10 protein-coding genes and 2 pseudogenes are annotated in these 15,516 nt (G+C 65.4%); 4 read left to right on the top strand and 8 right to left on the bottom strand.

What is annotated here, in order from left to right:
• Positions 1 to 56 precede the first annotated feature (56 nt).
• The 3 genes from DMH01_RS14750 to DMH01_RS14760 form a co-directional block, all read right to left on the bottom strand.
• Positions 57 to 650 carry a hypothetical protein gene (locus DMH01_RS14750; protein WP_125677100.1) on the bottom strand — a complete coding sequence of 198 codons (594 nt, stop codon included), beginning with the start codon at positions 648 to 650 and terminating at the stop codon, positions 57 to 59.
• A 68-nt stretch (positions 651 to 718) separates the two neighbouring features.
• Positions 719 to 1,099, bottom strand: coding sequence for a response regulator transcription factor (locus DMH01_RS14755; protein ID WP_158633214.1), 381 nt, complete (start codon positions 1,097 to 1,099; stop codon positions 719 to 721).
• Positions 1,100 to 1,695: 596 nt separating this feature from the next.
• Entirely contained in the window at positions 1,696 to 2,526 is an 831-nt protein-coding gene (locus DMH01_RS14760; protein WP_199745492.1) for a hypothetical protein, read from the bottom strand.
• A 349-nt stretch (positions 2,527 to 2,875) separates the two neighbouring features.
• Here DMH01_RS14760 and DMH01_RS14765 point away from each other — a divergent pair, with 349 nt between their 5' ends.
• Positions 2,876 to 3,364: a hypothetical protein gene (locus tag DMH01_RS14765; protein ID WP_125677103.1), complete on the top strand. Its 489-nt coding sequence runs from the start codon at positions 2,876 to 2,878 to the stop codon at positions 3,362 to 3,364.
• 243 nt (positions 3,365 to 3,607) lie between these two features.
• Here DMH01_RS14765 and DMH01_RS43300 read toward each other — a convergent pair.
• Both DMH01_RS43300 and DMH01_RS14770 read right to left on the bottom strand, forming a co-directional pair.
• Positions 3,608 to 3,917: pseudogene (locus tag DMH01_RS43300) on the bottom strand (Crp/Fnr family transcriptional regulator); the annotation flags it as partial.
• A 12-nt stretch (positions 3,918 to 3,929) separates the two neighbouring features.
• Complete coding sequence (locus DMH01_RS14770) at positions 3,930 to 5,060, bottom strand: AAA family ATPase (protein ID WP_125677105.1); 1,131 nt, start codon at positions 5,058 to 5,060, stop codon at positions 3,930 to 3,932.
• A 406-nt stretch (positions 5,061 to 5,466) separates the two neighbouring features.
• Between DMH01_RS14770 and DMH01_RS14775 the strand changes: the two genes are divergently transcribed.
• The 3 genes and pseudogenes from DMH01_RS14775 to DMH01_RS14790 all read left to right on the top strand — a co-directional run bounded on the left by DMH01_RS14775 (position 5,467) and on the right by DMH01_RS14790 (position 10,883).
• Entirely contained in the window at positions 5,467 to 5,970 is a 504-nt protein-coding gene (locus DMH01_RS14775; RefSeq protein WP_125677107.1) for a hypothetical protein, read from the top strand.
• 148 nt (positions 5,971 to 6,118) lie between these two features.
• A pseudogene (locus DMH01_RS14780) lies at positions 6,119 to 8,501 on the top strand (error-prone DNA polymerase); the annotation flags it as partial.
• Positions 8,502 to 9,959: 1,458 nt separating this feature from the next.
• Complete coding sequence (locus DMH01_RS14790) at positions 9,960 to 10,883, top strand: helix-turn-helix domain-containing protein (RefSeq protein WP_233621525.1); 924 nt, start codon at positions 9,960 to 9,962, stop codon at positions 10,881 to 10,883.
• 290 nt (positions 10,884 to 11,173) lie between these two features.
• Here DMH01_RS14790 and DMH01_RS14795 read toward each other — a convergent pair whose 3' ends face one another.
• From DMH01_RS14795 to DMH01_RS14805, 3 genes are read right to left on the bottom strand one after another with little or no spacing between them, the layout of a single operon-like run.
• Positions 11,174 to 11,602, bottom strand: a complete 429-nt coding sequence (locus DMH01_RS14795; RefSeq protein WP_125677109.1) for a hypothetical protein — start codon at positions 11,600 to 11,602, stop codon at positions 11,174 to 11,176.
• Positions 11,599 to 13,743 carry an integrase gene (locus DMH01_RS14800; protein ID WP_125677111.1) on the bottom strand — a complete coding sequence of 715 codons (2,145 nt, stop codon included), beginning with the start codon at positions 13,741 to 13,743 and terminating at the stop codon, positions 11,599 to 11,601. Before DMH01_RS14800 ends, DMH01_RS14795 begins: the two co-directional genes overlap by 4 nt.
• Positions 13,740 to 15,377, bottom strand: a complete 1,638-nt coding sequence (locus tag DMH01_RS14805) for a hypothetical protein (RefSeq protein WP_199745493.1) — start codon at positions 15,375 to 15,377, stop codon at positions 13,740 to 13,742. Before DMH01_RS14805 ends, DMH01_RS14800 begins: the two co-directional genes overlap by 4 nt.
• Positions 15,378 to 15,516 lie beyond the last annotated feature (139 nt).

The following is a 15,516-nucleotide window of genomic DNA, read 5'->3' on the forward strand; positions in this document are numbered from 1 at the left end:
TTCGTGGCGAGCGATCCGGTGGTGCTTGGACCGTGACAGCGCTTGTGACAGTTGATTCACGACTTCCTCGGAGAGCCCGTGTGATGTCCGGTCGGGGCGCGTCCTGGTCGCAGGAGCATGGAACGGGAGCGGGCTTCAGCCTTTGTCGACCGCTGTGCATCTGATCTCTGACGTCGGAGCTTTCTACCGAGGTAGGCGGACAGTGGACAGGTAACAAACTCACAACATAAGTCGCGGTTGTAGCCGATCGCATGCCGGTACTCGCGGTCGGGAAACGCGGTGAGGATGAAGCGGTCGAGAACGAAGCCCTTGAATTGCAGGGAACAGCGGCGGTCTGAGAGCTGGGGAGTGATGCCGTTGGCCGCGTTGTGCTGTGCCAGTGTCCACGGACCCTTGCTGTGCATGACCCTGGGACTTCGTGTGTCATCCAAGATTTCGATGCCGTCGGACTCAACCGGGCCACGGCGCGACAACTGCACCAGGCGGACACCTCGGTCGCGCAGCAGCGGCAGGATGAAGCGCTCGGAGTCGCGGAGCGTGTCGTTGAACTCCGAACCGACGACCGCGTGAAGCACCACCATGTTCGCCGGGTCAATCCCGAGTACTTCCGGGGCCGTCAGGATTTCGGTCAGGTAGGCGGAGCTTTCCACACCCGCTCCCCACGACACGATGTCGAGTGGCGGACCGAGAGAGGGCAGCGGGAACAGCGTCGCGGCTGTCATAGCCGGCGGCCGTTTGTTGGCCGGGGTCGCTGCGGTGTGCCCGATGCGGCCGTGCGTTTCCTGGTAGGCGGATCGTCCGCAGGTAGGGCCGCCGCGGCGGGATGTTCGGGCGGGATCTGCACCGTGAGGTCTGGCGCGGGGGGCTTCAGCGGGGACGTGCCTTGCTCGTCGGTTCGGGGAAGACCCTGGAAGATGCCGACATGGTAGGCGATCGCCACGGCGTGGGCGCGGTTGCGGGCTTTGAACTTGTACAGAATGCTCTTCACGTGGGTGCGGATGGTCTCTGTGGAGCGAAAGGTCTTCTCGGCGATCTCACGGTTCTCGCGGCCCTGGGCGATGTGCTGCAGTACTTCCAGTTCGGTCGGTGAAAGAGGCATCCTGTTCCGCATCGGTTAGCCCTTCGCTGGAGGGGCTGGCTGGTCGTCGCGGCGCGGTGCGACGACCAGCCAGCCGAGCCGGGGCGCGGCACGTTGGGGGGACGTGCGCGGCTCGGGACCCGGCTCATTCGGGTGGCTTCGATTGGCGCTCTCGGTTCGTGTAGACGAGTTGCGATGAGCGGTGCGGCTCGGTCGGGGTGACCTGGACCAGGAACAGGTGAGGACCGATCTATCGGTGGAGAATTCCCGTGTCCCGTTCGTGGCGTTCGGATCGTGTGATGGGACCCAGCGCGTCGCTGCGACACCACGGACACCGCCTTGGTGGGTGTGCGAGGTGGACGAAGCGAGCTCTAAGCAGGCGCACCTGCGGCGGCCTGTCGACGTAAAGGGCTTGATACTCCGCGGCCGGCCGCCGCGGGTGGGTCTGCTTGAATGCCGTGTCCACCTCGTGCACGCACGAGGCGTTAATCCTGCTCATCGATCTATTTATGGCGTACCCGATGTGCCCGAACGCTTCTCAAGTTGTTGCGCGCGACGCCAAGCGGAGTCTGCATGGGCTCAGCACAGCTCAGCCGGGGAGGTTGCTGGACTCGACGCTACTGTCGGGCAACGGCGAGTCGGCGGCGTCGGTCTCGTGGCCGTTCGCCCAGACCTAGGACTCGCATACAGCGGGCAAGGTCGCCTTCGTCGACCATCGCGCCGGGATGAACTCCGGCCATGCCGGCTTCTGCGCGTACTTGCTGCAAGGGAAGTGGTGAAGTCCGGCCGCGGTGCTGGCGTTTGAGGATCGCGACGTTGCCGTGTTCAGCTCGGAACCGTTGCTCCTGCTGGTCGTACCACTGAAAGCGGTCGGGGAACTCGCGCAACGTCCGGTGCCAGTGCGCTTGCCCTCCTCGGACGCACAGGCCGCCGCAGTTGTTGTGCGCGAATCCAAGGCGGTACAGCCGGGGCGGGGTCAGCCCGCTCGCGCGGCACCAGGCGAGAAGGTCGTCTTTGGTGACAGATGTGTGGTGTAGCAACGGGAATTCGACGCTCCAGGGCTTCCAGTCAGCCACGATCCCGGGAACCCGGCGGAGTTCGGATCGTTCGAGTCCTACGTAGAGGACGGTGTTCGCCGGATCGAGGTGGTCGTCCAGCCATCGCCTGCACGGAAGTTGTTTCAGGGCACGGGAACACGGCGCGATCCGAGCATTTCCGAGAAACCGGCTGTCCCTGAACAACCCGAAAGGGGTCCGGCCGTCGCAGACTCGAGTGATGGGGATTCCCAGTCGCTCTGATGCGTCGGCATTGAACCGATACAAATCACTGTCTTCAATCAACACGCCAGCAAAGAGCAGGGTGACTTCGTCGTCGGGGTGTTGTCGCACAACGAGCTCGGCTGTGGCCCAGGAGCCGATGCCGCCTGACCATTGAATGACCCGATGCATAGGACCGTCGTCTTTCGTGGAAGGCGCACTGAGGTTGTGCGGTGGAACCGGACGTCCGCTACGCAGCGGCTCAGCTACGCCGAGCCACATGACGAACAAACGGTAGCGTTAGCAACACGGTGCGTAGTATTGCAAGAAATCGTCTGAAAAAGTTGACGATAGCGAGGGTGGTCGGCACACTTGGCTTAGAAGGTCGTTACGGAGTTACCCGTTCGGGACGGTGCTCCAGGCCTTCGAAGCGGCGCCTCCTCTACCCCCTGGTGGGCGCCGTAGTCCGGGAGACGGTTCCAGGGGAGGGCGCCGTCTCCCGGACTCCCTCATGTCATTTCATATGGCGTCGGCGCGGCGCGTGACCGACAAAGCGGTCATTGCCTTGTTTGTGTCGTCCTCGGTCCTCCCCGTATTCAGTCATCTCTTGGGAGGAATTGCTATGGGCAACGGTTCTCGTAATCTGCGAGCTGCGCGGGTTGTCGCGACGGTCTCGGCGGCGGGGGCGCTGGCGTGCGGAGTTACTTCACTCGCTGCGCCCGGGGCGGCGGCAGCGGAGAAGCCTGTCGGTGTGGTCGCGGCGTCGGATTCTACGGCGGCGGTCAGCGCAAAGGCGGCGAAGTCTCTGGCTGCCGAGGCGACGGTCGCTGGTACGCAGTCGCGCTACCAGTGCATCGCGCGGGACAACACCCCACTGTGGTATCACGGCGCGATCTTGAGGTGGTCCAACGCTGGGCAGGGGCTCTATGACCTGATGGACTTCGGTGGGCAGCGCATCTGGGCCAGGCTCTGGGGCGGTGGCGGGACGTCATACCAGATCGACCGATGGAATGTCGGTTGGTGCGGCTGACTGAAAGCTCCGGTCCTTCGAACTCGGAAGTCGCCGCTGATGGGTGCTTGGCTCCTCGCCATATCGATGGTGGGAGCCAAGCGTCGTGAGCTGTTATAGCTGCCTGAAAGGACGGCCGGCCATGGTTGTTGCTAGCAGTGCAGTCGTCTCGTGCACGTGTTGGGTTTTGGTCGCTTTTCGTTCTGACTGGGATGTCGCCATGGTCGAGAAAGTCACCATGGTGGGAATGGGCACTGGAATCAGTTAGCGGGCGCGGCGCGCCAGACGTTGTAGGTCGGCGATGAGCACGGACTTCCCGTCGAGCCGCATCCAGCCGCGGTGGACGAAGTCAGCCAGGGACTTGTTCACCGATTCACGCGAAGAGCCCACAGCTGTGCGAGCTCGGCCTGTGTGAGTCATGAACGAGGCGCAGACCACCGGCTTCCTGCGTCCCGAATCGCTGCGCGAGCTGCAGTAGCGTCCTGGCGAGTCGTCCAGGCACATCGGCGAACGCCTGATGAGCAACGGCCGCACCCGCTCGGCGGACGCGCGGTGCCAGGGCGCGCAGCAGTCGCGCCTATAGGTTTCACTGCAGATCGAGGACACTGCCCGCCGATCCTGGCCGTCCACCGATGATGTTCTTCTCCCACAGTTCGCCGAGGGAGTACTCGTCGAGCCAGGGTTGCAACGCGGGCTTGTTGGGCCGGGTGAAGACCGAAACGCCGTTCCGCTGTTCGACGACGATCAGGTCTTCGGCGGAGAACTGGTTCATCAGCGTCACCGATTGGGTCGCGATCAGAACCTGACTGCGGATCGTGGCGGAGCGCAGCATGTCCGCGAGCTGGACGATCGCGAACGGGTGCAAGCCGAGCTCCGGCTCATCCGCCACGATGAGCGCAGGAGGTTCCGGTTGGAGCAGCAGGGTGGCCAGGCAGACGAAACGCAGGGTGCCGTCGGACATCTGGTTCGCCGAAAAAACGGTTTCGGAGTTCTGCCGCTGCCAGCGAAGCAACACGCGGTCGGTGCTGTCCGGCTGGAGAACGAAGTCGCGGAAGAACGGGGCGACCAGCCGGATCGCGCCGACGATCCGGCGATAAGCGACCTTGTCCGCCCGGTCCTCACTGTCCCGGAGCCGCAGCAGGACCGCGGCGATGTTGCCGGCGTCCGCGCGCAGAGCCAGGTTGTCCGCGGTCGGGGAAAGGCGCTTCACCGGAGCATCGACGCTCGTGTCATGGAAGTGATAGACGCGGCAGCCTTGAAGCAACTCGATGATGTGCGACGCCACCGAATTGCTTCCGCGCTCTTCGACGACGTCGCTGAGACGGCTTTCCCGGTGCCCTCGTCCGATCGATTTCGTCCAGGGCTGCTCATGGCCGGGACCGTGATACGAGATGACTTCTTCATCGAAGATCAGTTCTTCGCCGGGCGCCGCCGCCAAATGGGCCTGGTAGCTGTTGGGCGGCGCCTCCAGTTTGAGGCTGATCCGCAGGGTGTCCACGGCGTCGTTGATCAACGCCGACGCGCCGCCGTTGCGTCCCACGAACAGGTTCAGCAGGTCTTCGCTGATCCTGCCCAAAAGCTCGAAGGCGTGGACGAAGTTGCTCTTGCCCGCGCCGTTCGCGCCGATGAGCACGTTCATCGCGCTCAGTTCGACGCGCGCCAAACGGATCGAGGTGAACCCCTCGATCTCGATCGACGTCAGCCGCTGTCGGGTCATGCGCACAGCTTAGGCATACCCGGCATCGTCGCGGTCAGGTGCCAACCGAACTGGGGAACCTGCACGCCAGTGATTGGTCGGCCACGGCGCCCTGTTGTGAGGGGTGCAACTCGGCCCGGTGTGACGACAGGTGTTAGTTGGCATCGGGTTCGTGGTTCAACCTGGCGATCCTTCCGAACGACAGATGATGGTTGGCATCAAAACAGGCGATAGTTGGCACGAAGCTCCGACGCGCCGCGCTCCGTTGAACGCTGACCTGTGACCGTGAGCGCCAGGTGGCCGGGTGAGCGTCGTGTACAGCCGCTGGGCCACATCTCGCGATGCATGTTGCTGTCTGTCGGCGGGTTGCAGCCCCGTTGCAGACCCTCCGACGGTCGGCTCTTGATAGCACGGCCATGATTTGTCGGTGGACAGTGAAGAGTTGGTATCAGTCGAGTTGGGCAAAACTGAACGATGCCGCCACCCAGGTCGCGACAGCAATCCAAGAGGTTGTCGACAGACTCAACAGCACACCGCCGACTATCAACGACGCAGACGTGCGCTCGACGGTTGGCTGATCCCCGAAGACGTCTGGGAGGCCGTCACCGAACCACTCCAGCGTCTGCCTCGTCCAGCGAAAGATTTCGGTCCCCGCAAACGCCAGATCACCTCGCTGCTGCTCTGGACCGTGATCACCAGCGGCGACTACCGCGCGGCCGCCCTGTTCCGCAACCGGACCCAGATCAGGCCGCGGGACGACCGGTTCGCGAGCTTGACCCACCGACTGATGTTCGAGTTCCTGTCCGGCAAGGGCAGGGAACGCAACAAGCACGTCTTCGACCTGCTCAACGCATTCGCTCCCTACCGAGCCGAACTCGAACACGCCATCGACCACGGAACCTTCATCGCACCTGCTCGTCCGCGTTTGTGACAACAGGCGCTCACAAGTGACAGATATCGCTCACAGTCACAGCTCGTTGTGGATTTGACAAAGTTGCAGGTAGAACGCACGATCGCACAAACGTTCGATGTTGGTGCTGTCTTCCCCACGGCTCCTCTGGTGTGTCGTGGAGTGATCGATGGCGTGGAGTGGCGGTCCGGCGAGCTGGTCGGAGCTGGAGCGGATCGCGTCAGGGCGTCCTCCGCAGGGTGACGGCAACGACGCGCCGGCGTGGTCCCGCAAACGTGAGGGGTATGCGGGTCCGCCATCGGACTTGATGACACCGAGGTCGGACGACGCAGGTGGCGCGTTGTCGCGGACGCCGTACGCGGAGTTGCACTGTCATTCGAACTTCAGCTTCCTCGACGGGGTCAGCCATCCGGAGGAGCTGGTGGAAGAGGCCGCGCGGTTGGGGCTGGACGCGATCACGCTGACCGATCACGACGGCCTGTACGGGGCGGTGCGGTTCGCCGAGGCCGCGAAAGAACTCGGCGTCCGGACGAGATTCGGTGCGGAGCTGTCGCTCGGGCTGACCGAGCCGCAGAACGGCGTCCCGGATCCGGCGGGCACTCATCTTCTGGTGATCGCCCGCGGGCTGGAGGGGTATCAGCGGTTGTGCCGGACGATCTCGACCGGGCAGCTGGCGGGGGAGAAGGGCGCCCCGCGCTATGAGCTGGATCAGGTGGTGGAGGACCTGCGTGGCCATGTGCAGGTCCTTACCGGATGCCGCAAGGGCGCGGTCCGGCGCGCGCTGATCGAGTCCGGGCCGTCTGCGGCCGCTGAGGAGTTGCGGGTGCTGGTGGACCGGTTCGGGCGGGGACTCGGTCACGGTCGAGCTGATCGATCACAGCCTGCCGCTGGATTCGACGCACAACGATCTGCTGGCGGGGATGGCCGCCGATCTGGGTTTGGCGACGGTGGCGACCACGAACGCGCACTACGCGGCCCCGCAGGATGCGGTGTATGCGGACGCGGTCGCGGCGATCCGGGCGCGCCGGAGCATGGAGGACATGCAGGGCTGGCTCCCGGCGGCGGGGATGCAGTTCCTGCGCTCGGGGGAGGAGATGGCGGAGATCTTCGCCCGCTACCCGGGTGCGGTGCAGCGGGCGGCGCTGCTGGGGGTGGAGTGCGCGGTCGACCTCACGTTGGTCGCGCCGGAGCTGCCGCCGTTCCCGGTCCCGGACGGGCACGACGAGGCCTCCTACCTGCGCGAGCTGACCTACGCCAGCGCGCGGGAGCGCTACGGGACCCGGGAGGACGCCCCGCGGGCGTACGCGCAGCTGGACTACGAACTCGACGTGATCACCGAGCTGGGGTTCCCGGGGTATTTCCTGATCGTGTGGGACATCGTGCGGTTCGCGCGCGAGTCCGGGATCCTCTGCCAGGGTCGCGGGTCGGCGGCGAACTCCGCGGTGTGTTTCGCGTTGCGGATCACCAGCGTCGACGCCGTGCGCTACGGGCTGCTGTTCGAGCGGTTCCTCGCACCGGAACGTGACGGCTACCCGGACATCGACGTCGACATCGAGTCCGATCGGCGCGACGAGGTCATCCAGTACGTGTACGACACGCACGGGCGGCGGAACGCGGCGCAGGTGGCGAACGTGATCACGTATCGGGCGCCGTCGGCGATCCGGGACTCCGCCCGTGCCCTGGGCTACAGCCCCGGCCAGCAGGACGCGTTCGCCAAGGCCGCCGACCGGTGGGGCGGGGTCGCCGCGACCGCCGCGCAAGACGGGCACGGGATCCCGCGTGACGTGCTCGGCCTCGCAGCCCGGATCGAGGGGTTCCCGCGGCATCTCGGGATCCACTCCGGCGGCATGGTGCTGTCGAGAACACCGGTGTCGGAGGTGGTGCCGGTCGAGTGGGCCCGCATGGAGGGCCGGTCGATTCTTCAGTGGGATAAGGATGATTGTGCCTCGGCGGGGCTGGTGAAGATCGACCTGCTTGGGCTGGGGATGCTCTCGGCGCTGCACTACATGCTCGATCTGATCGCCGAGCACCATGACACCACGATCGACCTCGGGCAGCTCGACCTCGCCGACTCGAAGGTCTACGACATGCTGTGCGCCGCGGACGCGATCGGGGTGTTCCAGGTGGAGAGCCGCGCGCAGCTGGGCACGTTGCCCCGGCTGCGGCCACGGACGTTTTACGACCTGGTCGTGGAGGTCGCGCTGATCCGCCCGGGCCCGATCCAGGGCGGATCCGTGCACCCGTATCTGCGCCGCCGCCGCGGCGAGGAGCAATGGTCGCACGCGCACCCGCTCCTGGCCGGCCCGTTGGACCGCACTTTGGGTGTGCCGTTGTTCCAGGAGCAGGTGATGCAACTTGCCGTAGCGGTGGGGTCATTCAGCGCGGCTGAGGCCGACCAGCTGCGGCGCGCGATGGGCGCCAAGAGGTCCGCGGCGAAGATGGAACGGCTCCGGGACCGCTTCTACACCGGTGCCGCGGCCAACGGGGTCACCGGCGAGCTCGCCGACACGATCTACGAACAGATCAAAGCGTTCAGCGGGTACGGCTTCCCCGTTCACTCACCTAGCCGACACCTGTCGGGCTCTGCAGTCAACGACACGGTAGACGATCTTGGGCAGGCGGGCCAATGCAGAGGTGTCGTTGACTTTCTGTGCCTCGGCAACGACGGAATCGAAGTTCACCTCGTCGGGTGGTCCTGCGGCGGGCCGAGCATCAAGATCCATCTCGCTGGCGACGGACGGGGTTTGCCGATGCGGTTCCTGCTCACCCCCGGGCCAAGCGGGCGACAATCCGCAACTAGTTCCGCTGCTGGACGGCATCACCGACTATTCGCATCCTTCAACCCGCCGGGCGACGCGACACCGACAGATCAGGTTTGTCAACCCGGAGCGGGTGGTCGCCCGCCGTGCGGCCAAGGCTGCACGGCGGGCGACCACCCGCATTCAATGCCGAGCTCAATAAACACCGCAACGTGGTCGAACGGTGCTTCAACGGAGCCAAACAGTTCCGCGATCTGGCCATCGGCTACGCCAAACGCGCCGCGCAAACCAGGCTGAACTCACCATCGCCGCGATCGCGCTCTGGTCGCGATGACTTAGAGGAAGCGCCTAGTCCAATACTACGCAAGCGTCGCCTCCGCGCTGAACATACGATCCAGGGCCTGTCTGTTCCCAGAACCGATTGCACCAGATCTGGCCGCGAACGTACGGCCTGCCGACAGATATCTGGTCGCGCTTTGATGTCCAATTGTTGTCTCTGCCATTCGCGTGGAAATTTGGACCCCAGTACTCGAAATGGCCGTAGAGATTTTGGCCGACGGCTCCCTGAAGGTGCGTCACGGACCAGCAGTTGGGATCAGTTAGCGCTCTGACCAAAACAGCGTAGTGGCCGCCGGGGTTGTTTGACTTGTCGCAATGGGCATTGATCCGATCGCCTGCGGAAGCTTTCGTGTTCGCAGAGGCATTCACGCCGTACGCCTGTGTCAATGACAACACCAACGCCATGCTGGCTAGAAAGACGCCGCGGGCAGTGTTGCGGCTGATGAATCTCACATGAATCCCTTCGGTTGTATTCGATCTATCGAAGCTGATACAAGTCCGACTTTCATGATCCGAGAACATGTGTCATGTCCTGCAGGCCTCTTGCTAGGTTGAGGCCGGCTTCGAGCCGAGGAGTGCAGGACGCACGCCTTACCGGTGTGTCGTACGCTCGCAGCGAGCGGTTGCTTGTCGGTTCGGGAATGTGGACCTGAGTTTAGCGGCGAGCTGCACCCTTGGATTGGAAAAATGTAAGGCCCGCCGGTGTGGCCCGTGCTGGACGTCCGGTCAGCCTTACGTGGTCCAGCGGCGCGGTGTGGTGTCGCTCGGACTGATGGTTATTTGGGCGTATCCGAACCTGCGGATGCCGTACGAGGTGTCACGACCACGAGGGTTCGCTGCCTCTTTTCGGTTCGTTTACGGCCGGGAAGTCCCACCGCGAGCGCAGGTCCTGCCATGCTTTTCGTGCTACGGATGTCGCACGGCTTCGCCGGAACCAAGGGGGTAGCGGTGGGGGATATTTCGTCGTCCGACGACGAGTGTTGGAAGGTCGGGTCGCCGGATCGTCGGTTGGCGCGCTGGGTCAGTCTCTACCTGGCTTTCCAGCGCATCGCACCGGTGCCGGAGACACGTACGATGATCGCGCTGAACTCGGTCGTGGTGGGCATCGATCTGGACACACCGGTTCGGCAGCAGATGGCAGGCTCGCCGCTGGCGACGGTTTCCCCCGTGGTCGGGCTGTCGACCAAGCCGCTGACCTACACACGGGTGGGCCGGGAGCGAGGGATCATCATCGAGTTGACCCCGCTGGGCGCGCGGGCGCTCTTCGGCCTGCCACTGCGGGAAATCAGCCGTATCAGCGTGGGAATCGACGATCTACTGGGCGCACGGGCCAGACGTCTGCGGGAAGAGCTGCAGGCGGCGCGGGATTCGAACCACCGGTTCCGGATCCTCGACCGGAGGTTGTCGAGCTGGCTCCTGGACGCACCGGAACTGCCCAAGTCGCTCGACCGCAGCTGGCGCAGCCTGACCATATCGGGCGGTGCCATCAGGATCGACGACCTCGCGGAACGGGCCGGCCTGAGCCGACAACATCTCGCCACCCGCTTCCACCGGGAAGTCGGGCTACCACCGAAAGCCGTCGGACGGATAGCCCGCTGCCACCACGCGATCCGGCTCCTGACAGGCACCAACCCGCCACCGCTACCCAGGCTCGCCGTGCTCTGCGGATACACCGACCAGGCGCACCTCAATCGTGACTTTCGACTGCTGATCGGTCGCACCCCGACAGCGTTACTGCGCGGGAGCGCGACCGACTTCTTTCTCGGCAGCCTCATCAGCCTGTGCCCCACGCCCCTGACCGGCACAAACCTTGAAGCGGGCCGCCCGCTTTTCTAGTCCTGGGTCACAGCCGACGCCCGGCAGGATTTCACGGTCCACCTCGATCGTCCCGCCGGATTGAACCAAAACGTGTACGTCTGCACGGGCTGCCTCGGACTCACCATGCCCCAGAGCATCTTCAGCCTCCGGGAGGTATCCGGCGAGCTGAAACTGGCCAGCGCGACGAACTGAAGCCTTATGACGGATGGGCAGCGCGTCGGGAAGCAGCACACACCTGGACTGCTTCGCGAGTGCTGAAGGGATGCCGTTCGTCCTGCCGCGCCGCCGCGTGGTCTTGTGTGGTTCTGTCAATCGCGGGCTTTCGGGCGTGCCTCGTTCGTCTGGTGGCGGCGCGGGAGGGCGACGATGTTGTCGGCATGCTGTTCGTGGGTGATTTCGGTGATGACAGCGGCGAGCGCGCTGACCTGCCGCCGGAGAGCGGCATTGGTGTCCTCGAGGTGCCGGATGCGGTCGCTGGCGGCGTCGAGTTGGTGCCGCATGCCTTGTATGTTCGGTGTGAGCGGTCCGCGTCCTGCCGCAGTTTTGAATTGGCTGGCGATGTCCGTGTGGTGTTCGTAAACCCGGTATCGCGGTATCCCTGCTTCACGCGCCAGTCCGGAGATGGTGAGTGCGCCGTCGCTGCGTACTGGGGTGCCCGCGAGGAGGCGCTGGCTGGCTTCCTTCAGTTGCGTTCGCTCGGCCTTGAGCTGGTGTTGTCGGTGTTGGGGTGGTTTCACTGGGCGCTCTCCGGGGTGGCGTCGGGACGGGAGGTTTCGTGTGCGGTGAGGGCGCGTTCGTGTTCAGCGACCCGGTCACGGATTCGGTCTCGCAGCGGGGCTGGGATGCCTGGGATCGCGAGGTCGGTTCTGAGGTTGTCGGCGTGCTTGCGTAGCTGGGCAATGTCACGGTCGGTTCGTGCCGCGTTAGCGCAGGTGAGGCGGCATCGCGACCAGACGGGTCCGTCGGCTACGTCGTCGCGGCAGGCGGCGGTAGTCGGCCTGTAGACGCAGGTGAGCAGCGCGCCGTGGTGGATCTGCAGGTCAGGGTTGGTCAGCGCGGTCGCTGCCTGGGCTGGGCTGGTGATCGCTAGGCCGGCGAAACGTTCCCCGGCTTGGACTCGGGCACGGTAGGCGTCGGCTGCAGGGCCGGAGACATGCTCACCGTGACGCAGGCGCTGATAGTCCTCGTGCAGTGTTTCCGCGCGCAGGAGGAACTCCTCGAAGGTGATCTCGTCGAGGAAGCCGGCGTCCGCGCGTCCGGCGTAGCCCTGGATGATCCGGGTGTGCACGTGCCCGTACTGGGTGGCGCCGGCGACGGTGCCACCAGGCCTGCGGACGATATGCCAGGCCAGGGTGCGGCGCAGGCGCGGCGCGACGATCTTCCCGCCCGCATCAGTTCCGATAGCCGGATGCCCGATCATCGGGGCGACAGCGGAGTCGAACCACCTCATGAAGGCAGGAACGTCGCGACCGAGGGAACCCGCACGGCGACTCGACACCGCGCCGTCGACAATCCAGTCCCGAGTACCGATCGCTTCGATGGGGAACAGCATCGGCCCGGGTGCGATCGCCTCGAGAACTGTGACCGCGTCAGCGACCTGCTCGGTGACCACCCAGGGGATCGTGGCCGGTGAGCGGTCCTGGCGGGCACCGGCGACCTTCATCTGCTGCCCGGAGAGGAACACCATGCCCAGCCTGGGGTCGCGGCTGATGCAGCCGCGGCGCAGGTTCAACGCTTCACCGGTGCGCAGGCCTGACAGGTAGGCGATGACCAGGAAGCATGCGGTGGTGACGTGGCGAAGCAACTCCAGCACTGTCGGGGCGTCCGCGTCACCATCGCGCCAGGTGCGGTCGTTGACCTGGGTGAACTCGGCGGCGGTGAACAGACCAGGCTCGATCGGTATCCCGCTGGCGGCGATGATCTCGCGCCCGGCGACGTTGCGGTGCAGAAATTCTCGGTCGAACCAGCCGGCCGTGGCGAAACCGACGTGATCTAGCACGATCTGATCGCCGATCCGGCGCCCCGGCAAAGCGAGTCCGGCGGTCGTCACAGCGCACAGCAGCCGCCGCAGGTGGACGAGGGAGAAGGTGTTCCGCTCGGCACCTTGGAAACGTGGGCGCTGCTCACGTGCGGAGACCTGGTGTGCCAGAGCTCGCATGGCCAGTATCCGCTGGGCCACGGGCAGCAGATCGGCCGCGATCGTGTCGGTCACCAGCAGTGCCGCCGACAGCAGTTTTTGCATCACCTCGGGTTGGATGCGCAGGGTGCTGTTCTCGGTCTTGCGGACGGCGGGCTGGTTAGCGAGCTCGGCTGCGCTGGCACCGCCCCAGATCGGGCCCTCGGGCAGCCGATCGTGCTCGGGTAAGAAGCTGCGGTAGGCGTGCAGCCGTTGCACGGCTATGAACGCCTTGCGTTTCCAGCTTGTCGAGACCCCCGTCTTGTCAGTGACGTGGTTGTAGTAGCTGTCCAGATCGGACTGGCCGACGTCACCGAACCGGCGGATGCCACGTTCGACCAGCCATACGGTGAAGGGGTGCAGGTAGCCGAGATCGGCGGTGAGCGTCTTGATCCCAGGGACTCCGGTACGAGCGTTCGGCAGCCGTGGCGCTTTGTCGACGACGTTAATGAGCGCGAAGGCATACAGTTTGCAGGAATGCCGCAATGGCAGCGGATATCGGACCCAGGTCAACGCTTGGCCGGACGTGTGCCGGTCGGGCAGTGCTGCGGCGAGCCGCCACGTTGCGTCGCCGAAAACCGGGGTGCCAGCCGGGTCGGCGTCTGGATGCAAGGCTCGTTGGAGTAGAACCGGGGTTCGCGCGGTGATCACGGTGCCGTTGATGACGTCAGTGACAGCGGGTTCGAGAGCGGGCTTGGTCATGGCGTGTCGAGGTCTCCGGTGAATAGACGGCCGACGAGACGACGATGGTCATCGGTGATGGCGGCACGTGCTTGTTCGCGTTGCGCCGATTCATATTCCTCGACGATGGCGGACAGCTGCGCGATGCGTCCGGCCAGTTCCGTGACCTGCCGCACGCGTGACATGGTGTCCCGTTGGGCGTGCAGCTCATCGAGGACGAGCAGTTGCATCGGCAGGTGTTGCGGGAACGCTCGCGCGTTGGAGCAGTCCAGGCAGTGCAGGAAATTTCGGCGGCAGCGCTGCCCGTCCTCGGGCGAATGCTCGAAGTCGGTGCACGCGCCCAGCACAGTGTCGTCGGTGCCGCGCGCGGCGTGCTCGGCCTCGGCCGCGTTCACGGTGACGGTCATTTTCCTTCGGTGCAGCGCTTTGGCGACCTCGTCGTCCAGCGCCTCGCGCACGATCTGGAACCCCTCCACGGTGACCCGGTCCATCCGGCGCAGGTAGCGGGCGAGCGTGCCGGGAGTGTGCGCCACCGGACGCCGGTTACGCTCCAAGTGCGTCTTACGGAGCCGGTCCAGGCTGATACCGAGCAACAGCTCGTCCTCGACGGGATCGCCGCTCAGCCATGCCCGCACCCATCTGCTCCGGTGCGAGCGGAATGCTTGCGGCATACCGGCGCGCAGGCGCGAACCTCCCGCACCGGCCTGACCGCCGTGGTAGGCCAGGGCCAGGTCGGTGCCGAGCAGCTCCCGTGCCGGGGTAGTCAGCTCGATCAACAAGGCGAACACGCCCAGCGCGCTCGACAGCGACGTCTGGCGCACCTGCACCGGGCGGGCGTCGCCAGGCGGCGAGTGGAACGCGCGCGGGATCGTGTCCAGCGGCAGCGTCATCTCTGAGCGAGGTCCACGACGAGGTTTACTCAGCCGCAGCAGCGCGATCGCCGATTCACCCGGTGCGGTCGCGCGGAACGCCGGCGCCGGCAACTCGGCGAGCATGCTCGCGTTGAATCCGGTCTCCGCGGTCAGCAGCACCGCGAACGCCCAGACCTCGCCCGCTGTCACATGCAGCATCGACGCCAGACTCCGTCCCTCACCGGTCCGTTTACTCACCGGGGCATACCCACCCGAGATCGGCGAGCGCGGAACGTCGCCGGTTCGCGCGCAGTGGTCGAGGACCTCGGCGAGCGAGCGGTGCGGATCCAGTGGGTCGAGGTCGTCGAACCCGCCAGCACGGTAGGTGTGCACAATCTCCCAGCTGCCGCGGATCCGCTCCCGGGCCTGCCGCAGGATGCCTCGCGCGACCACCGCGATTCGCTGAGCCTCCTGCGCGGTGTAGGGCTGGCGGGCAGTGCTGCTGCGAGGGAACCGCAACCGGGCCAGCTCGGTCGTGAACTCGGGGCGGACGAGCGGGCTGAACCCCATCAACGTTCGCATCGCGGCGAGCCTCTGGTCACCGGCAGGTGTCACCAGGACCGCGGCGAGCGCCCGCGCGTCCACCGTGCCTAGCTCCGCCAAGCTGCTGATCTCAGGTCGATCCGTATGCAGCCATGCCGCCGCCTTCGCCACGACCGCCCACAGGTTGCGAGCGGACTCGACACGTTTAGTGGTGCCCAACGGCCCGGTCATGGTCTCGAACGCCGTGGCGAACTCCTCCAACACACGAGGATCCCCTGGCAGCCTGGCGAAGTCGAACTCCTTGCGATGGCGGCCATCCTCGGACACGAACTCGACCCGCAACCCGACCTGACGTGCAGGTGGTCGCCACCGTTGCGGTGGAAGCGCCGCCGACCTGCCC

Origin of the sequence: Amycolatopsis sp. WAC 04182, assembly GCF_003947465.1 — a bacterium.
Lineage (GTDB): Bacteria > Actinomycetota > Actinomycetes > Mycobacteriales > Pseudonocardiaceae > Amycolatopsis.